Here is a 19672-nt window from a genome sequence, read left to right as displayed (position 1 = left end):
TGGAAAGAGACGGGCGCTCGTACCACTGCTGCAAGCCACGTTGTACAGGGCATTGCCGCACCTCTCCTCGTGACAATCGACCTGACAAATCCGATTCGTCGCCATCCGCAACGACACAGGCACCGGTGCCGCAGCCAATGGAAAGGCTGCATCTGACTGACAGTCAGGCATGCCCCAGGTGTCCATGTCGTTGCCTTCTCCTACTCCAGATCTCCAGGTGCCGAACTCGTCAGTCGGCACAGCCTCTACCCGCCCGCATCTTCGGATGCGACTAAGGAGGCCAGATTCATGGGGTTATGCCCTCGCTCCCGGTTGTAAGGAGCCGTTCGTTCCGCGTCAGTGAACACCTCACAGGCCGCAGGGGCCTTGATCCCTGATAACACTCAACAGTCGTGGCGGGACTACGTGAGGACAACTAGCAATGATTGAGGAGAGGGCCCATGCAGCAGTTAGATCCGAAGCTTGAACTACCACGACCACCTCGACCGTTGATTGAGTCGAACCCCGTGCCCCAGCCTTATCCCGTGCAGGCACTGGGTGGGATTCTCGGGATTGCGGTGGAGCGCATGGCCGAGGTCATCGGCGTGCCCCAAGCACTGGCAGCGCAATCGGTGTTGGCCGCCTCGGCCCTGGCTACCCAAGGTCATGCCGGCTTACAGCTCGACGGGAGAAATTATCCCCTGTCGCTGTACCTGATCACGGTGGCAGCTTCGGGGGATCGTAAAACGGCGGCAGACCGATCTGCATTACTGCCAGCACGGCAATGGGAGCGAGAGCAGTGGCAGCGCTACCGTGAACAACTCGCCCGGTACCGTGTCGCGCAGCGACAGGCGCAGCTTATCAATCCTCGCGATCCCGACCCCACAAACGGCGTACCGCTTGAAGCAGAGCCCTCTGCACCTAGGCTGATCACCACCGATCCAACTATCGAGGCCCTGATCAAGGGACTCTGCCATGACTTGCCGAGCATGGGCCTGTTCTGTGACGAGGGGGGGCAATTCCTCGGTAGCAGCACCATGAGTCGAGATAACCGTTTGAAAGCGGTTACGACCTTGTCGTCACTCTGGGACGGCAGTCCGATAGATCGCGCGCGGTCTATGGCGGGTGAAAGCTTGCGAGCTTACGATCGACGCTTAAGCCTGCACCTGATGCTGCAACCGTATCTAGCCATGCAGTTACTCAGTGACCCATTGCTGCAGGGGCAAGGCATTCTCGGTCGCTGCCTCATCACCTGGCCCACCAGCCTGGCCGGACAACGCAGTTACCAGTCTGTCGACTTGTCCAAAGACCCCGCACTAAAGCGATATCACCACCGTCTTTCGGCCCTGTTTCATCAGCCTTGGTCACTTTCCGCTGACGGTGCCTTGCGGCTATCACCGCTGACACTCAGCCCGTTAGCCCGCCGTCGCTGGATTGATTTGCATGATGCTATCGAAGCTCAACTGGGTGAGTTTGGTGAGCTGGCCAGCGTGCGGCCCAGCGGTTCGAAGGCCGCCGACAACCTGTTGCGCGTCGCCGGCATTTTGGCCGTCGTGGAGGAGAGCAGTGTTGTGGAGGTCGATCACATCCAGCAAGCCTCAACCTTAGTTGGCTATTACCTCACCGAGATCCAGCGCTTGACCGAACAGGAGCCGGTGTGCCGAGTAAAAGAGGAGGCAGACCGGCTGCTGCGCTGGCTGCAGGTCAAGAATTGGAAGCGCTTCAGTATTCGAGAGCTGAATCGCAACGGTCCTCGCTTTGCCCGTAAGAGTAGTCGTCATGCCGCCAAGCTGTTGGTCGAGTTGATTGATCATCAGTGGCTGAGCACTGACGGTTGTACCTTCGAGGTGCGCCATGTTCAATCTTGATGAAGCGCTGCGCAACCACCTGGCTCAGCGCCAAAAGGAGCCGAAAGCGCGGTTTGTCGCCGTGACTGTCGCCACTTTGTCGCCACGCTCAAAGCCAGGCAGGACAAGGGTTGTCGCCGGTGTCGCCGGTGTCGCCACCCCCCATAAAGCTATCACCTCGCCGACAGCCATCATCCAATGGTTGAAAGAGGAGGGCGCGCATCTCTACGTCTCCGATAACAGGCTGTGTTTTCGTCCGACGGATTGGGCCCAGCTCGCCATCGTGAGTGCGCACTGGCAAGCCCTTTTGCATGATCTCGCTGCAGTCGATCAGGAACAGAAAAATGGCTCGGGTCGGTAAGCGAGCGGGACGTAATTTTGGCTTCGGTCGCCAGCTCAGCTATGCCGGACCGCAAGCGCTGAAAGATCTGTTTGGCGACGGCCATTTTGCTACCGTCAAAGCCCATAGCGATCGCTGGCAGGCATTCGTGCGTTGGTGTCGATCCGAGGAAGGGCCAAGGCTCAATGACGCGCGACAGATCGACCGCGAGATCCTTATGCGGTACGCCTTCCATTTGCGCGAGCAGGTTGATCAGGGCAACGTCGGCGTCGCCACCGCGCAGAACCGCCTGTCCAGCGTGAACCGAACGATGGCCGCGCTGCGCGGTGATCAGTACGTCAAAATCCCCAGTCCGAGCAAGGCGCTTGGCTTGCAGCGCTCAGGTGTGCGTAGTGAGGCCCCGCAAGGCCAAGACCGTGTCCAGGTCGAGTTGATTGCACAGGCGTTGTCAGAGCGAGGCCAGCAAGCGAGGGTGAGTGCCATTGTGCTCCTTGCTCGGGAGACCGGCATGCGCCTGCGTGAAGCGATCTTGGCGGACTTGCCCCGGCTGCAACGTGAGGCTCGGCAACTGGGCAAGATCAATATCCAGGACGGCACCAAAGGCGGCCGATCAGGCGCATCGGCACCGCGTTGGATTGCGGTCACGGATCAAGTTCGTGGCGCCCTCGACAGGGCCAGCGAGGCTTCACCCAAGGGCAGTCGGAATCTGTTAACACCTGATGAAAGCTACAAAGATTTCTTACAGACAATCGTGCGACCGGCACGGGACATCCTGCATGAGCATGGATTGAAAGGCTTTCATGAACTGCGGGCGGCTTACGCCTGTGAGCGCTATGAGCAACTGACCGGCTTCTCCGCGCCCATCAATGGCGGTCGTGGTCATCGAGAGGATCGAGCACTCGATCAGCGTGCACGCCAGCAGATCAGCCACGAGTTGGGGCATAACCGCATCGACGTGGTGAGTGTCTACATCGGAGGTCGTCGATGAAGTCCGAGTTCGATATGGCGTTGTTTCTGAGTCCCGTGCTCAAAGGTGCGCATGCCACGCGGCAGCGGCATATCAGGCAGGCAGAAAGGATGCACGAGGCGATTCGTGAGCGCTGGAGTTGTGCGACCCCCTGGTCCTGGAAGGAAAAGCACACCAGATGGTTTTTTGAGCACTATCTGCGTTGCTCAGCACCAGCGACCGTCTATTACTATGAGTTAACAGCAGGGCTGATCCGCCGCAGAAAGGCGCAACTCGTGGTTGTCTGATAGACGCTTTTAAGTGTGAGCCCCTGAGTATGGGAATGCGGAGCCTTCCCATACTCAGGGGCTTGGCCGAAGAAGCGCAGGCATGCGGCAGATTTAGCGACAGTCGCCACTTCAGTCGCCCTGCTGCACGGCACGGATTGTCGGCGGCTCAGCGTATCGGCACGACGTTACGGTCCCTAGTTTGATTGATGGCGGATGCCGACAGGCTGCCGGTGGCTGCCTTCTGGATATGTTCACTCCACCAGGCCATCATCGGACGCCGGCGTTCGATGTAATCCGCCCGGTTGTAGGCGCTTCGAACTTCGTCTTTATCGACATGCGCCAGTGCGACTTCGATCAGTTCCGGATCCCATCCATGCTCGTTCAGGATTGTACTGGCCATGGAGCGCATGCCGTGGCTGACCAAGCGGTCCTGGAAACCCATCCGCTTCAACGCCATGTTGGCTGTTTGGCTATTCGCATGGGTGCGCGGGTTTCTATCTGACGGGAACACATATTCCCTGTGGCCGCTATGGGGTTTAAGCGTCTCCAATAATGAGAGTGCATGTTCGGTCAGCGGGATTGTATGCGGACGCCGCTTTTTCATTCGCTCCGGAGGGATGGTCCAGATGCGTTTGTCGAAGTCGATATCTGCCCATCGAGTGGTGGCCGCCTCGGCGGGGCGGGTCATGGTATGAAGTTGCCATTCGATCAGGCAGCGGGTCGTCCGCTTGATACTGGCGTTCGCGATTTCCATCATGAGCTCCGGAAGCTCATCAGGTGGCAGCGCGGCCATATTTTCTTTCTTGGGTTTCTTAAATACCGCTCGAATGCCGCTGAGAGGGTTGGCAAAGATCATTCCAGAATTGACCCCGTAGGTCATGATCTCGTTAAGGCGCTGGCTCACTCGCTTAACTGTCTCGAGGCTGCCTTTGGCCTCAATCGGACGAAGGAGCTTGATGACCATTGGGGCGCTGACTTCCGAGAGAGGCGTTGATTTCATGCTCGGAAAAACATGTAGTGTGAGGGAGCGCCAAATGTCTTCGGCATAAGCCGGCGTGACGGAATCCTTTTTCAGCTCGAACCAGGCGGTGGCCACGTTCTCGAAGGTGTGTTCCGTTTCCGCTCGTTTGGCTTCCTGCAGCTCATTGCGCTGAGCCTTTGGGTCGATGCCCTGTGCAAGCAGCTCTCTGGCCTCAACGGTTTTCTTCCTCGCTTGCGCAAGAGAAACCTCGGGATAAGAGCCGAGTGCCATGTTGATTCGATTTTTGGTGACCGGATGCCGGTAGTTGAAATTCCATTGCATCGAGCGATTGACCCTGACTCGCAGTTGGAGCCCGTCGCCATCCGTGAGGACGTAATCCTTGTCTTTCGGTTTGACCGTCTTGAGCTGGCGGTCGGAGAGGCGGGTGGTTTGAGCGCACATGAGAAGTACTCCATGACACCTTTTGGTATTCCCAAGATTAGCGCCGGGCAGCCGGGAATACCATTGGGAATACCAAACTGCCTGGAACTCAAAAAGCCTGGAAAGCCTCCCGTAGCCCTGAAACCCCCGTATTTACCGGATTTCAGGCACAAAAAAAGACGTCCGTGGACGTCTTTAGATGATGAAGTGGTGGAGCCGGGGGGATTTGAACCCCCGTTTATTCTTCTAATTCTGGGGCTTCCAAGGCAGAAGCTGGCATAAAGCTGTCATTGAGAATTTGATCTGATTCTTGCCGTTGACTGTCTCGGGCAAACACCAGCTCAGCCTTTGCCCCGGCATTTTCGTCCGCCGATGGCATCCACCGGCCATATGTACGCGCGATCATCATCCAGTCGGCGTGCCCCATTTGCTTGGCGACCCACATCGGATGCTCCCCTGCTGACAGCATCATCGATGCGAAGGTATGCCGAGTCTGGTAAGGGCGGCGATACCGCACGCCTGCTTTTTTCAGTGCCGGTATCCAGAAACTCTTGCGTATGGCTTGATCCCCGCTGAAAGGCTTCTCGTAGCGCGGGTCGAGGAATATATGATTGCCAGTATGGAAGGTGTAGCTCTTCTGCGCGATAAGGGCCTGTAGCGCTGGTCCAAGCAGCTTGACCCGGCGTTCGGAGCTGTCGGTCTTGGTTATTTCTGGCTCATCAGCGTCCTGAGTCTGCGCCCGTACCACGCGCACTATGCGTTTAACCCAGTCGATGTCGTCCCACTCCAGCGCGATCCACTCACTGGGGCGCAGGCCTGTCCAGAAAGCAAACTTATACATATTGTGCACCGGGCCATCGAGCATGCTGAGGATGGCAGCTTGTTCTTCGGCATCGAATGGGTCTACGTCGTCGACCCTTTTCAGAGCGCGCTTGCGGCTGAATGTCCAGCCGGCAAGAGGGTTAGTTTCCAGCAGCTCGTCGTCAATGGCGTCGTTGAGAGCCGAGCGCAGACAGCTCTGGATGTTGGCCAACCGTTTGTTGCCCGTTTCGAGTGTCTCTAGCTGCTCGCGGATCATCCGGCGTGACAATTCGCCCAGTGTCCGTTCACCGAAAAGCGGGATGAGTCGACCCTGGATGATCTTTTTGTAGCCGGCAAAAGTACTGGATTTTAGTTGTGGCTGTTTTTTCTCCAGCCATGTCGTGAGGTATCGCTCGAGTTTCATCTGCCCGACCGAACTGGAAAACTTTCCAGCCAGCTTGGACCTTGGAAAGGTGGTTGCGTAATCGAATGTGCCGATAGCTATGGAGTGTTCGATCGCAGCCTTATGCTGCTCGGCTTTTTTCAGGTTAGTGGCGGTGGGCTTGAGCGAGATGCGCTCGCGGCACCGAACGCCACGGAACATGAACGTGATTTCGATACTCGACTCGGACACTGCCCGGACTCCCCTCCCATCTCTACCCATGACTCATATCCCTCAACATCTATCAAAACTCGGCCATCTGGGGCCTTGATCCATATTTCCCCTAGCCGCCAAATCCCGTCGCGAAGTTTCGAGCGGATAGCGTCTTCGGAGTAGCCAGACTCGCTGGCGAATTTCCTGACGGTCACGTAGCGCATATGCCGTTAATCCTGACTCGTCAGGGTTAGCGACTGCGCGCAGGATGACGTATCTGTTAGTTGACTCCGGTTCGCTGGAGCAGCGTTGTCTTCAGGCTTGTCGTTGACTTCTTGCATGTAAATGCAGCGGTTAACCCTGTGCTGGTTCATTTTCCGAGTTCCTTTGAGCTACCCGGATAGGCTACGAGCGGCTGCCCGGAGTGTGTTTCGCTTTCAGGCAACAAAAGCGGCGGAATTTGAAATCAGGATTTCCCAGCCAGGAAACGTGCGTGAGCCTGCGCGGAGTGACGTAACGCGAGTCAGGTTGCAGGTTGTCCTATGAAACGCTCAGGTCTGCTGAAGCCTTTTCTGTTCGTATGCAATGCGGTTCATTACGCAAACTGGAATTGCGAATCCTTGGATATTTGTTTTGAGGGTTTCGCAACCGTCTTCGACGATTCCACAGGGCACACCCCGCCGGAAACGCATTCCCCTGCCGATGTAGTTGCGCAGGATGATTTCCCAGGACTCGTGGTCGTAGTAGAAACCTGTGATCTCAGCCCAATTGGCCTTGATTCCGCTTCCAATGACTCCTTCAGGTGTCAGGCAGAAAATTTCTACCTGGCTTTCTTGGGTGACAGGTACGGCGTAAATCCGGCCATTCGGTGCTACTGGTGGGAAAACTCTTCCGTTCCCAAGGTTACGAAATTCCATGGTGGTGCTCCGTGTGCATGACGTTGCATGACACGCTATGCCTGGTCTTGGAAATCCCAAGCTGGCTCTGTCGCAGAGGATGCCGTTGGGTTTTCTGCAAGCCGCCATAAGCTGTAGTGATCACAACAGGGGGTAGTGCCACGGGCACGCCTTACCCGCTGATCAAAGACGAAGTAAGGCTGGATATCAAAACCCCCGGCCGGGCGACCTTCACCATCCAGGCAGACGGGCCCGTCAAAGGTCTGGTGACGCTCGATGTCGGTTACAACGACAACCCGCTGCAGCGCCACTTCATCGGCTTTGTTGAGCGCTCCACGGCGATCAATAGCGTGCAGCAGATCCTGGTCTGTCGCGAACTGGCGGTGGTCCTGTCCCAGCCTATGCCGCTGAACCTGCGTCACGTTGACCTGCAGGGCGTCCTGGCGGAAGTCAGCGACAGGACCGGCCTGCGCTTTCGCGTGCCGGACAAGGCCTACGCCAAGGTCAAGGCGCCGTTCTTCTACAGCCTGGCTGCCGGTTACCTGGCCATGGACAGCCTGGCCAGCGTGTTCAGCATCCCCGACTTTATCTGGCAGCAGGGTAACGGCGAAGTATTTGTGGGCAGTTGGGCGGACAGCTTCTTTGGCATCCACTCGCCGCTGCAGCTACCCGTTGAACTGTTCGACGGCTACCAGGGAAATCAAAGCGCAATGATCGCGGCCCTTCCAGGACTACGACCAGGTGCAACCATCAACCAGGGCGAAAGGGTCACCAGCTTGGCCTTGCCGGCAACCAAATGGCGATCAAATGGACGACGCAATCCGTCGCAGCGTAGAGCGGCAATTCCCCGAACTGACCGGCGGATACCACCTGCCACGCTTTGGCCGTGTGGTGGCCGTGCCCGATGCGCTGGCCGCACCTGGTCTGTGCGACGACTTCCGGCCGCGCTTTGGCGTCGACGTGGAAGTGTTGCTGCCGATGGCGAGCCAGATCCCAACCTACCGATCCTGACCGGCCTGCCACTGCCGGCACCGATGGGCGGGCAAGATGCGGGCATGTTCGGCTTCCCGGAAGAGGGCACCACCGTGGTGGTCAGCTTTGCTTACGGTCTGCCACATAAGCCCTTTATCACGCAGATCCTGCCCCACGGCCTTAGCTTGCCTCGGGTGCCGAAGGGTGACCAGGTATGGCAGCACAGCGAAGCCTGCCAGCAGCGCGTCGACGCCGATGGCAACTGGCTGCGCCAAACGGACGGCAAGATCCAGGACAAGGCGATCGAACGTGAAGTGGAGGCAATGCAGAACACTGAGAGCTTCCAGAGCCACACGAGGACGGTGGAGGATCATTCAACTGAGTCGGTGGGTGGGATCAAGAAGATCGAGGCGCTGGGCGCGCTCAAGCTGCTGTCGGGCGGATCTGCGAGTCTGGCGGCGGTGGATGATCTGCACCAGGCGAACTGGGCGGGATTTGAACCTGGTGGTGGGGCAGAAGCATAACGCCACGGTGGGTGGTGATATGGAAGAAAGGATTCAGGGCCTTCGCAAGAGCGTGGCGGCGGTCAGCCAAAGACTGGTCGCGCCCAAAACTCGGTTGGGATCTGAGGGAGTGAACGTATTGCAGGTTCTCAGTGATTTGCTCGGCCTAGTTCAGCAAATGAATACTCAGCTAGCAACGCATACTCATCAGCCCGGACCAACTCCAACGCCGAGCGATGCAGCTGCATTTACCGCAAAAGCGGTAACGGCTCTTAAACTGAATTCAGAGCTAAAACCAATTGTTCTGTAGTGCTAAAAAGCGGATTTACCATCGATAATCGCGCATAGCCGCTCTTATCGACTCTCGTGAAGTTCCATAAATGCTTTGATGAGAGTTTAGATAAATTTTTCTGTTTAACATCTTGATTGTTTTTTCTTCAACTGAAGATGAAAGTGAGTTGTATGTGTTTGTAGAGCTTATAATGTATCCGATTTTTGGCGAGATTGGAAAGTACAGATCAAGGTGTTCTGGAGGTTTTCCCGGAACTTTACTCTGCATGGAATCATGGATGTTGATTACAGGGCAGTCGCTTGTAATGAAATCTATGCCTGTAGTGTTTTTTATTAGTGTATGGTAGTCCGTTCGCGCGGTGGCGCTTAGAGATGCGCCCATGTTTAGTGCGAGCTTGTAGCTCAAGAACCACCAGTTACGCTCAAAAAGCACTTTAAATGCGTCTTCGCCTAAAGAGTTTTCTGGTAGTAGGTTTAATCCCTCTAAGCATTTCTCCTTGACTTTCTTGGTCCTGAAAAGCTGCTGGGCTAGGAAGTTGCAAAAGTTTGTCATTTGCTTGCCTTGCACTAAGCACTGATCATTTCCAAGCTTTAAGTCGTCAATTATTGGTCGAGCTAAATTTTCAATTATCGTGTGTGTTTTTTCAAACACCCCATATTGAATGCTTTCGCAAATATTTTTGAGTTCGGCGTAATCCTCTATGTGTTCAAGTCCAATGTGCGAATCAATGAGCGCGGATGCTTTTCTGAAGAAAGAGAGTTGAGATTTCTGGAATTTTTGAAGGGACGGTGTATCACCACTTGGCCAAAGTTCGATATAAGCAGCATCCGTGTCCGTGATCGTATGGATTTTATTAAAGTCATTCTCTCTTGAAAGTCCCCTTATGCTGTCTTGACTGAGGTTGCATTTAGTAGTTACATGCCAGATGTCTTTGTCGTTCTCGCCGGACCAAGCACTCAAGTAGTAAGACCATACATAATGGTGTTTGCGGACTATGGGTCTTATTTCTCGCACTTTTGAAGTGTCCTTGAATTAGCGCTCACAGTGTTGTGAGTTATTGGATGGATCTGCCGCTATTGCCGGGGGTACTGAAATGTTGTCTACGCGCAATTCGTTTTCAATACGCCGGGTTTTCTTAAACTGCTGTTGAGACGATTCATTTGATAACTTCATTAAGAAGCTAGCGTAAGTTTGATGGCTACACATCCTTGAGCAAAAGCTTTCGCTCTGTTTCGTCTGATAAAAGCTGAGTTTTTTTGTTGATTCGCGCCAATTGCTCATCTGTTGCCATGACCATTACGAGACGTAACACTGAGAGATATAGCCCTGTGCGCGGGTATAGTAAATCTTCGTCGTTCGGGGTTTGATCGGGGGCTCCTGGCAGACTCCAGGCCAGCATAGTCTTCCATCCCTTACGTTGGTTTGAATCAAGGCAGTCCACATACTGTTGTAAATTGAAGTCAACGTTACTGACCTTGTGAACAAGGTCGTTTCTTAACTCCGAAAATTTACGAAGGAATCGATATTGCGAGTCAGAAATTAGACCCATGTCTAAAGCCATGCGCCCCTTACCTATAGAGTTATCCGAAAGTGGAAGACGTTCGACTACTTTTTGGAGGGCATCGTCGGTCTTGCTCACGATCAACTGTGTAAGTGACGCCTCAATCAGTGCATGCAGTTTTATTACCAGGGACCAATCATCATCTTCTAAAAACGATTTGACTTTATCGACGTGAGCGTCCACGGAGTTTGATATTTCGGCTACCAATTCGGTTCCAAGCCGGACAACATCTTCAACTCTAATCGGCATTCGGTTTTCTCCGAGGTCTCAAAATAAGTTATCTGATGCATTGTGCGAATTATGGACGAAAACTCGGAGCTAAAGAAAAAATTGATGAAAAAAGCACTTATCACCCTCCCGCCGACGGGCCTTGCTACCTTTTTTGTGCAAAGGTGGGTGGTGGTGCAAATCAAGGTCGAGCCCAAGCCCGCTGCGGGGTTTGGGAAGCATTATGCAATTTCACGAAGTACAAAGTTTTGAAAAGAAGTGCAGCGGCTTTGCGCAGCGCCTAAAGCAAACCAGGTCGGTGGTCGATTTCTAGAGGCCGGTTTGCAAGGGAGCGTTATTGGAAAACAAGCGTCTTATCGAGTTTTTGATTTCTCAACAACTCGCAGCAGGGGAGCTTTTAACGTGTTTCAGGAAAGGTATCAACTTGCCTGAAAGCCCCAGCGCAGAGGGGTTTCAGGCCGTTTAGCGCATTTCAAAGTTGACCAGCGGTTACCGGACAAAAGAGGGTGCTCGTCCCATCGCTGTTGAGAGCTCTGACATATCTCTTATGAGTAAAGGCAACCAATTCCAGAACCAAAAATGTCAAAAATTCTCTTGACTAGCTGTTTTTTTTCTTGTCGATAGGAACAATCAAATTGGTTGTTTTTCTATTTTTCAATCAATTTGGATTTTTTGTGTCCCTCCCATGCGTTCAGGGAGCCGCGTACCCAGTGACTCACGCGTTGCATATTCAGAACCCAAAAATGTTGGTATTCAGCCAGTGCAGAATATCAAAATCCATGATCTTTACATTACTACCATCCCATATGGATTCAATTGAAAACTTGGCAGTGGCAGCAATTATCATTGTAATAAAAAAGCTTAGAAAGGTACCTATCATTATATATTCCGACCGAGCACTGTCATTATCATCTTTTAAGTCATTAAAGCGGAATGCAGTTTTAATTGCCATAATCCCCGCTATTGCAGCGGGCTGATTGAAGATGAAAAAAACAAATATCATTACTCTTTCAATATATCCTATCCACTTGCCGGCGCCATTCGAGTCAAAAGCTCTGTTGGAGCTTACTTCAAGTTTTCCATTGCCTAAAAAAACAACTAACTGATCGGCTTTGTCTTTGCTTTTCTCCAGCGCATTGTGAAGCGCAGTCCCTGAAATGTCTGAGCTGTAATGCTTTGCCAGCTCTGAGTAATAGGCCCCTGACAAGAAACTTTTTGTTATTTGTATTTTGTCAGATACTCCTCCAATTTTTTTGCTGCTCATAAATAATGTAATAAATATAGATGCCGGCTTAAGTAGCAAAAATAATGATAGTAGGAAGATTGTTACTGTAATTAGCTCGATATGAATGGTGGCTTTTGTGCCTAAATATTCCACTTTATAGAATAATTTTAAAACAAGCCAGAATATGATTGAAACATGCAGCAATTGATCAGCCAGAAAAACAAGTGAGCTATACGAACTGACTTTGCTTGAAAAAAAATCTTTCAGCATGTCGATAAATAAGTGGCTAAAAAATAAGATTACGGCTATTTTAGAAAACAAAGAAAAATATGCGCTAAATGAATAGGTGCGGTCAGCTGCAGAGTTGGTATAAAACCAGACCATTGCAGTTGCCGTTAACACTACTGCATGATTCAAGGCGTGGAGTGAATGCGCAATTAGGAAGTCATCAAGTTGATTGAAGCTCAAAAATCTTTTCTTTTTCACGCAATTGTCTGTCTGAAAATAAAAGTCACACAGCACGTGTCCTAGCAATAAAAGTGAAAGCAGTAAATAAACACTCATTTTAGCGCCTCAGAAAATGAATTTGATCTCTTGAGTACTCCAGGAAGTCATAGATTTGTCTTATGCCTCCTCGATCCATAAGCTTGTAAATATTTTGTTGTGTCTTTCCTGTTGTCGCTGACAACCCCAGGACATTAATCTTTCTTTCCAGGATGATTTCAGATAACACTTGAGCCTGAGGTTTGGACAGTGAGCCAATAATAAAGTCAAGCAACCTAATTGGGCCATTAAATGACCTATGCCAACCTTCAATACTGGAGTTGAAAGCCATCATCATATTTTTCGGCATATCATCGAGTCCTCTGCCTGATAATAAATAGGCTTCCTCGAAGTAAGATCGATCTCTTAGCTCTGTGAATAAATCCATTTCGCTATATGAAAGTGATAGTCGAGCATCATATTTTGTTTCAATATCGTCACTAAGCGATATTAAACACGAACGAAGATATACTGCCAAATCAAGAAAGTAGGCAGGATCGCTTAATGTAATTTGAAAAAAATCGCCTCTGAATATATCGATTTTTTGTATTGAAAACATATCTAAGCTTTCCAAATTCTTAAGAACCGTTTCCATGCTCTTTAGATAAGGCAAGCCCCTCTCGTACCCTACAGACGACTTGTACAAGTCACCTGTAATGACACCGATCCCATTTTTCATCGAAAACCCTTGACTTGGCGAAAAAAAAAGCGGCTAAAAAAACAACTGATTTGGTTGAATCTAGAAAATTCAATCAAATTGAATATATCAATTTCTCGAAACGTGTCCAGTACTGAGGCGCAAAAGGCCGATGCTTTAGCCGCCTCGAATGACCCCAACTCAATGCTGGTGGAAATGATGGCCGCTATCGCCCGCAAGGATTACGAGCAGCGCCGTGAGCGCCAGGCGCAGGGCATCGAGAAGGCCAAAGCCGAGGGTAAGTATAGGGTCGCCCTGTAGACGCCGATCTGCACAAGCGCGTAAAGGAACTGCTGGCGGCTGGTCTTGGCATCCGGGCCACGGCCCGGCACGCCGATTGCTCGACCACCACCGTTCTGCGTATTCGGGATAGCTCCCATTAGCCAAGCTTGGCTTTATCAGCCTGCTGCAATCCATGTACCCTATCTACTTCCGCCTTGATCTTGACCCGCGTGTCGAATCCATCGTTGATCAGTTGCACCACTTCTAGCAGCACCCAAGCGGCCCATTTGCTGAGCGTCGTGACGTGTTCAGCTTTCACATGATTATGCTCAGCCATATGCACCGCGCCACAACGCAAATCGTAGAGGTGGCCGATTTCCGTTTCAAGCCGCTTCCAATTGCTCGCGTCTGAAAACCGGTACTGTCCGCATGTAAGTATCGCAGTGATTCCACGTTTTATTTTCTTCGTGGTCTCACTCGCCCCAATCGAAAAAATACATTCAATGCAGCTCCAAAATTTCACCAATTGCATTTCTGGAGAAGTGTCTGTTTGGGCATCAAAAAACCAATAAACCGACCTACGGATAGCAAGCTCCGCATCTGAGCCTTTTCCATTTTGGGTGATTCGAACTAAATCGTGATACCAACCGCAGCTCAACAGCCCGCTCTTATGCGCCTCACCGAATGTGAGCCTTTGAAAGCCCACCATATTGATTGTCGCGCGGAGCTCCTTTGATGTGGTCGAAAAAGAAAACCAACTGACCGCACCAGGTTTAAAACGGCCATCCATGCTCGGAATCAGCCTCACCGCTGCGCCGCCGCGCTCCAACACAGTAGTGAACGAAAGAGCTAGCAATCCGCAGGCAATCTTTACGTCGTCGAAGAAACGACGCTCTGCGTATTCAAAACTTCCTGTGACCTCAGCCGTTACCCACACCCCCTGCTGCATCTGCTTCCATGTGCTGGCAACCAAGTCTTCATGGGCGACACAGCGTTTCAAGACGTCGAGGTCCGGCCTTTGGATGGATAGATAACCGATATTGAATTCATCCACGCCGTCAAATTCAAGACCAGCTAAGGACGTATAGAACCTGTGCGTGCTAATTGATTCCTTGGCGATTCTGTCCACCTCCGTCAGGTAAGACCTAATTTCTCTCGACGGGGTGTCTTGTTCGTACAAGTGCCCGAGGGCTGCCTTACAAGCGATACCGATGTCTTGCGGCTCAAGCGCTGACCGGCTTGGCAAAATCTCCTCCACCGTAGCACTGAGCCTTGAGAAGCTTTCCAGGCCCTTTTCCGAAAAGTACAACGAATGCCCGCCAGGCGTTCGTATTTCCCGTCTCAACCTTTCTATCAAATCGAGACTTTTGTAAGCCTGCAATTTAGGCATCAACGCTGTCGGCTTGAGGAGCGCGGTCAGATCTGCTTCGGCGGTTCTGCGTTTTTTTGCTGACATATCCATTGAGAAATCCTTATCTGTAGAAGCTCTGAAAGTAACCATGCTGCTCAAGTATCGCAGCCGATATTACGGATCAGGTGCTAGGCACGCGGCAAGGTAAAGACAATTAACGGTGCTGCCGGGAATCAGCGAGTCAACCAATCATCTCAGGGCCGTGTTGGTTTGAACAAAAAAAGCCCCGTCCGAGCTTCCTCAAACAGGGCTTTTCTGAGCCTCTTGGTGCCATCCTGCTGTCACAGCCTTATACTGAAAACGACGGATACGCCTAAGAGTGCCCATTTATATGGTGTCCCAGGGCCGGTTCTAACGGCCAACCTTCCCCTTAGGAGGGGCGAAATTTTCCGGTGTTTATAAAGGTCCGACTGAAAAGGAGCTGCATCAGCGCGTTGGTGAGCTACTTGGCGATGCCCAGGGTATTTGGGCAACCGCTCGCGATACAGGATTCTGTACCACTACAGCGCTTAAGTCCGCGATGAAATGATCAAGTAGCTACGCAGTTTTGCGCACTGGCGAGCAGCAGTGACACCCTTTACTAATTCTACCCAGGCTGTATTCGCCGCCTGGGTAGCATTCAGGTCGCCTGGAATGCGCTGGCTCGTCTAACGGCCCAGGTGCCCTAGCAATGCCCTGATAATTCTGGCGCGCAGGCGGAAGGTTGCGACTGACACCGTAAGCGTCATACCGACCGCCAGTTCGCCGAAACGGGCGAACACAACGATGTTCACCATGGCGAGAACCATGATGCCGTAGAACTCGGCATTGGCCTTACCGGCAGCCAGAGCCTGATGTTCGGTGAGCATCCACTTCTGCGACAGGCAGAAGGGGCATACGGACGACTCCGGGTCACGGCCGCCCACTGGTATTCCATTGATGTAGAGCGGCGCGCTGGTGACCACCTTTGGAACCATCATCTTCTTGCAGCACTGGCACTTAACTTTGCTCATTATGTGAACCTGCTGGACTTGGCACATGCCCGAACGTTACCCGAGCACTGGCGAATCCCAAGCCACCACCATGCGCATGTGCCGATATGCTACAAAATCAGTCGGTGTGATGTTTCTTGTCGAGATGATCTGCGACCTTGTAGCCAATCACCGCTGCCACTCCCAACGTGCCGACCACGCCGATGACCGCATAAACCAGTAGCTCAATAGAGTTCATGTCTTGTTCCTTCTGGACTGAAAATTTGCACTGGCTTCAGCTTCTCACCCGTTGTGCCAATCCCAAGGATTTCATCCTCCTCAAATCCCTTGCCGCCGGTACCTGGCCGATTGAATTCGAGGGCAACCGGCGCGCCGCTCATATCCGCTTCGCGACACGTGTTTCAAAAAAGCATACTCACACTACCTCTATTGCTTATGGGAGTCTGATGGTTCACCTCACATAGAGAGAATCTGCAGATTTTGGCTGAAGAGGTGTCGTGAAGAGGTGTTGCTGCTGTAGCCGGCATGGTTACTGGGGTTCAGGTATTTCAGGGTGTCTTGTACAGGTGAAGGGGTGTCGTAAAGGGGGGGTGTCGCCCAGGTAAGGGGTGTCGTGAAGAGGTGTTGCCGCTGTAGCTCGCATGGTTACTGGGTTTTAGATAATTGAGGGTGTCTTGTACAGGTGAAGGGGTGTCGTAAAGGGGTGTTGTCACCCAGGTATGGGGTGTCATGAAGAGGTGTTGCTGCTGCAACCCGCATGGTTGCTGGGATGCAGGTTTTTCAGGGCGTCTTGTGCAGGTTAAGGGGGGGTTGTGTAAGGAGGGCGTCCGTAGGGGGGGCGTGACGAAATGTCGTCGCTACAGTCCCGGGACTAAGGGGCTTCACAGTTACAATGTTTCGTATGACAGCGGCGGATCAACGACGGATGACGACCTACTCGCTGAGGGAAAGGGTGTGTTCAACGAATGTGCAACAGATGACGACGACGGGCTGCGTCCTTGATTGCAGCATAGATCGAAGGTAGATATCGGCCAGAAGCTGAGACTCATCCACTGTGCACTTTTACGAGCTTGCCCCCGTTGCTCACGCTTAAGCGATTGGCGCCATCGCCCAAGACTTCCCATCCTGGCCGTTCGGTCAGGGTCATCTCTTAAGTGAAACGCATTGTTCGAACATACCGCGTCGCGCGCACGCATTTGCTTGTTCACGATTTGGGAACATTTTGTTGACCTCATGCAGGCGATGGGATAATTTGTTACCAAATTGGGAACATAGCGACGATTATGAGACTGCTTGGTAGAGAAAAGCTGCCGCCTCTTCAAGAGGAAAGCGAGCAAATCAGGAGGTGGCTGAGCGTTTGGGTAAGCGAGGTTAGCCATGCTGGGTGGAAGGTTCCAGCTGAGATACTGGAACAGTACCCGACTGCCTTTGCCACTGCCGAAGACACCTTTCTATTCTCTATCTGCGAATCAAGCATGCTCCTAGAACTAAAGGTCGCGTTTGCTCAAGGTATTGCAATCATCACTGCGATAGTGAAGAAGTTATGAACATGCTTAATCTAAAAATCATTAAAACTGAGGAGCAATACCTCGAGTACTTCAATGAAGTGCACTCACTAATTGTTTCAACTCCAACTCTCGGCTCGGAAGAAAGTGATCGGCTAGAGTTACTTTCAGTACTGATTGAAGATTACGAAAAGCAAAAATACCCAGTAGAAGCACCGGACCCCATTGACGCTATTCTTTTTCGGATGGCTGAAAAAGGTTTGAAGCAAGCAGATTTGGTTCCTTATTTTGGAACTCGTAGCAGGGTATCCGAAGTCTTAGCCAGGAAGCGGCCGCTAACGGTTCCAATGATTAGGTCGTTAGCGGTCGGCCTAGGTATATCGGCTGATACCTTGGTCGGACTAGACGAGGTTGAAAATAGCCATTCTAAAGCAACGGTAGACTGGGCCAAATTTCCTATCAAAGAAATGGTCGCCAGGGGATGGATTGACAATATTACGAGTAAAGCAAAGAAGACCGTTGAGGAAATGGTTCAAGGCTTTATTAGTGATATGGGTTTGCAGGAGAGTGGAGTCGCATTCCGTCGTACGCTTTCCGGCGATTCAGCCACGCCTACTACTACACATGCGCTATATGCGTGGCTTGCGAGGGTCATACAAAAAAGCCGAGAGATTAAAGATCAACTTCCGGAATATGATCAGCAAAAAATCGGAGATGCATTGATCAAGCAGCTTGTTCAGCTTAGCCGATTTGAGGACGGCCCTCGAATGGCAATAGACTTGCTCAAAAAACATGGTATTGCTGTTGTGATCGAACCTCAACTAAAAGGTACCATGCTTGATGGCGCAGCGCTGAAAGAGTTAGATGGAACACCCATCATAGCTTTGACGCTTAGGTACGACAGGATCGATAACTTTTGGTTTACCTTAGTGCATGAGCTGGTTCATGTGTGGAAGCATATCGACGACACCAATGAAGCTATTCTTGATGACCTGGAGCACCCCAGCACCGACAAGCGAGAATCTGAGGCTAATAGGATAGCAAGAGACTCATTCATCCCTAGGTCTATGTGGAAACGCACCGATGCGTACCTAAAGCCAAGTAGAGAGACCATTATTGCACTCGCTAGGGAGTTGAAAATTCACCCAGCTATTGTAGCTGGGCGCCTCAGGAAAGAGGCTGGTAACTATAATCAGTTTACTGACCTTATCGGCCAGGGCATGGTCCGGTCTCAACTTCTAAATCCATGAGGTGAAAAATGAACAATCAGTATTATCCTATTGTTCGAGCAAAAGGCGGCGAGCTAGAAGCACTGGCATTTTTCAAAAAACTAGATAAGGCTTCATTGTCCCGATGCACTCCAATATTTGAGATTACCAAGCTTGAAGGCAGATCGTTAGAAGTAGCTAAGAAAAATAGCTCCACCCCGTATGAAGAGTATCTCGACGCGCGTGCGCATAAAATCGCTGAAATATTCAGAGGCAAGCGTGTTCTCCTGGATGTCTCCCAATGGCCAACCGGCTTTACGACTGAAGGCGGAGAGCAGGTTCTTAGCTATGTATGCCAAAGCCTCAAAGATCTGGGGGTTATCGTATGCCCGCTGATCGGTTATGACCGGTGGGAATCAGCGGAGTATCGAGAAACTATAAGATCAATCGTACTCGCTGAAACCGCAGTTTTTTGCATTCGGTTAGATAGCTTGGCAATTGAAGATTTAGGTGATCTGGATCACCTTGACGAAATTGTCGAGGATATGATTTTAACAACAGGGATTAACGAGGAACAGACGCCTGTACTTATCGACATTGGAGATGTGACAAAAATTCCGATGCAAGAGCTCATGGAGACTGTCGAAACTGCGTATAGTCACATGAAAAGCCTTGGTTTTAGCATCGTTATAATGAGTGCAAGCTCGATCCCAGACTCCATTGAAAAAGCGGTAAAGGAGCGCGATTCAAATGGAATCATTCACCGTAAGGAGATGATTGTCTGGAAAGGCTTTTTATCGGCAAACCCTACTGCATCATTGTATTTCGGTGATTACGGGGTACGAAATCCCCGTTCCTCAGACAATATCGCACCTCATATGAACGTCAAAATTCGGCACACCATAAACAACGGATTTTATATAGTGCGCGGCCATTCGGTGCAGGGTGATGACGGCTTTGCTCAAAGTCAAAAGCTCGCAGTCGATGTTGTGCAATCTGTTCATTATAAACACCCTAATTTTAGTTGGGGTGATGCCATGATTAAGCAATGTAGTGTAGGTAAGTTGATAGGTAATTCTACAAACTGGATTGCTTATGATACCAGTCATCATTTGAAATACGTAACTGCGGAAATTTTTGAGTTTACTACACAACTTGCGGCCATCGCAGCTCGGGTTGGGAGCGACGTCAAGTCGGCCGGGTCAGTTCTGCATCAGCGATAATATGTACACTACAGT

15 protein-coding genes and 3 pseudogenes are annotated in these 19672 nt (G+C 51.4%); 9 read left to right on the top strand and 9 right to left on the bottom strand.

Annotation, left to right across the window (positions count from 1 at the left end; genetic code table 11):
• The first annotated feature begins 440 nt into the window (after positions 1-440).
• Genes BFP95_RS08065 through BFP95_RS08050 form a run of 4 tightly spaced genes read left to right on the top strand, consistent with a single transcriptional unit; the run spans position 441 to position 3420 of the window.
• The gene (locus BFP95_RS08065; RefSeq protein WP_065909785.1) at positions 441-1847 is read left to right on the top strand and encodes a YfjI family protein; all 1407 of its coding nucleotides are present in this window, start codon (positions 441-443) and stop codon (positions 1845-1847) included.
• A complete protein-coding gene (locus BFP95_RS08060) occupies positions 1834-2187 on the top strand; it encodes a hypothetical protein (protein ID WP_065909783.1) in 354 nt (117 codons plus the stop codon). Before BFP95_RS08065 ends, BFP95_RS08060 begins: the two co-directional genes overlap by 14 nt.
• Positions 2171-3154 (top strand): integrase domain-containing protein, encoded by a 984-nt coding sequence (locus BFP95_RS08055; RefSeq protein ID WP_065909781.1) that lies wholly within the window; start codon positions 2171-2173, stop codon positions 3152-3154. The genes BFP95_RS08060 and BFP95_RS08055 overlap by 17 nt, the downstream gene beginning before the upstream one ends.
• Positions 3151-3420, top strand: a complete 270-nt coding sequence (locus BFP95_RS08050; protein WP_065909779.1) for a hypothetical protein — start codon at positions 3151-3153, stop codon at positions 3418-3420. The genes BFP95_RS08055 and BFP95_RS08050 overlap by 4 nt, the downstream gene beginning before the upstream one ends.
• A gap of 148 nt (positions 3421-3568) precedes the next feature.
• Here BFP95_RS08050 and BFP95_RS08045 read toward each other — a convergent pair whose 3' ends face one another.
• From BFP95_RS08045 to BFP95_RS08035, 3 genes are all read right to left on the bottom strand, one after another.
• Positions 3569-4825, bottom strand: coding sequence for an integrase domain-containing protein (locus BFP95_RS08045; protein ID WP_065909778.1), 1257 nt, complete (start codon positions 4823-4825; stop codon positions 3569-3571).
• Positions 4826-5042: 217 nt separating this feature from the next.
• On the bottom strand, positions 5043-6239 hold the full coding sequence (locus BFP95_RS08040; RefSeq protein ID WP_371914454.1) for an Arm DNA-binding domain-containing protein: 1197 nt from the start codon (positions 6237-6239) through the stop codon (positions 5043-5045).
• Positions 6240-6751: 512 nt separating this feature from the next.
• Positions 6752-7117 (bottom strand): hypothetical protein, encoded by a 366-nt coding sequence (locus BFP95_RS08035; RefSeq protein ID WP_065909776.1) that lies wholly within the window; start codon positions 7115-7117, stop codon positions 6752-6754.
• Positions 7118-7233: 116 nt separating this feature from the next.
• Here BFP95_RS08035 and BFP95_RS08030 point away from each other — a divergent pair.
• Both BFP95_RS08030 and BFP95_RS28845 read left to right on the top strand, forming a co-directional pair.
• Positions 7234-7931: pseudogene (locus BFP95_RS08030) on the top strand (hypothetical protein).
• A pseudogene (locus BFP95_RS28845) lies at positions 7904-8881 on the top strand (hypothetical protein). The pseudogenes BFP95_RS08030 and BFP95_RS28845 overlap by 28 nt, the downstream one beginning before the upstream one ends.
• A 15-nt stretch (positions 8882-8896) precedes the next feature.
• On the opposite strand, the gene BFP95_RS08015 reads toward BFP95_RS28845, so the two are convergent.
• The 4 genes from BFP95_RS08015 to BFP95_RS07995 form a co-directional block, all read right to left on the bottom strand.
• Positions 8897-9877 carry a DUF4238 domain-containing protein gene (locus tag BFP95_RS08015; protein ID WP_065909771.1) on the bottom strand — a complete coding sequence of 327 codons (981 nt, stop codon included), beginning with the start codon at positions 9875-9877 and terminating at the stop codon, positions 8897-8899.
• A 184-nt stretch (positions 9878-10061) separates the two neighbouring features.
• The gene (locus BFP95_RS08010) at positions 10062-10673 is read right to left on the bottom strand and encodes a hypothetical protein (RefSeq protein WP_065909769.1); all 612 of its coding nucleotides are present in this window, start codon (positions 10671-10673) and stop codon (positions 10062-10064) included.
• Between the two features lie 709 nt (positions 10674-11382).
• Positions 11383-12441: a DUF3307 domain-containing protein gene (locus BFP95_RS08000; protein WP_065909765.1), complete on the bottom strand. Its 1059-nt coding sequence runs from the start codon at positions 12439-12441 to the stop codon at positions 11383-11385.
• A 1-nt stretch (position 12442) separates the two neighbouring features.
• On the bottom strand, positions 12443-13099 hold the full coding sequence (locus tag BFP95_RS07995) for a hypothetical protein (RefSeq protein ID WP_065909763.1): 657 nt from the start codon (positions 13097-13099) through the stop codon (positions 12443-12445).
• Between the two features lie 156 nt (positions 13100-13255).
• On the opposite strand from BFP95_RS07995, the pseudogene BFP95_RS07990 reads away from it, so the two are divergent.
• A pseudogene (locus tag BFP95_RS07990) lies at positions 13256-13500 on the top strand (helix-turn-helix domain-containing protein); the annotation flags it as partial.
• On the opposite strand, the gene BFP95_RS29995 reads toward BFP95_RS07990, so the two are convergent.
• Together BFP95_RS29995 and BFP95_RS07980 are read right to left on the bottom strand one after the other, a co-directional pair.
• Positions 13497-14801: a HEPN domain-containing protein gene (locus tag BFP95_RS29995; RefSeq protein WP_240998958.1), complete on the bottom strand. Its 1305-nt coding sequence runs from the start codon at positions 14799-14801 to the stop codon at positions 13497-13499. The pseudogene BFP95_RS07990 and the gene BFP95_RS29995 overlap by 4 nt on opposite strands.
• 596 nt (positions 14802-15397) lie before the next feature.
• A complete protein-coding gene (locus BFP95_RS07980; RefSeq protein ID WP_065909761.1) occupies positions 15398-15742 on the bottom strand; it encodes a hypothetical protein in 345 nt (114 codons plus the stop codon).
• Between the two features lie 1528 nt (positions 15743-17270).
• On the opposite strand from BFP95_RS07980, the gene BFP95_RS07970 reads away from it, so the two are divergent.
• The gene (locus BFP95_RS07970) at positions 17271-18476 is read left to right on the top strand and encodes an ImmA/IrrE family metallo-endopeptidase (RefSeq protein ID WP_240998957.1); all 1206 of its coding nucleotides are present in this window, start codon (positions 17271-17273) and stop codon (positions 18474-18476) included.
• Positions 18477-18484: 8 nt separating this feature from the next.
• Positions 18485-19657 carry a beta family protein gene (locus BFP95_RS07965; protein WP_065909755.1) on the top strand — a complete coding sequence of 391 codons (1173 nt, stop codon included), beginning with the start codon at positions 18485-18487 and terminating at the stop codon, positions 19655-19657.
• Positions 19658-19672 lie beyond the last annotated feature (15 nt).

The organism is Pseudomonas sp. 58 R 12 (genome assembly GCF_900005865.1).
Lineage (GTDB): Bacteria > Pseudomonadota > Gammaproteobacteria > Pseudomonadales > Pseudomonadaceae > Aquipseudomonas > Aquipseudomonas tritici.
This window is presented reverse-complemented; position numbering and strand designations above follow the sequence as displayed.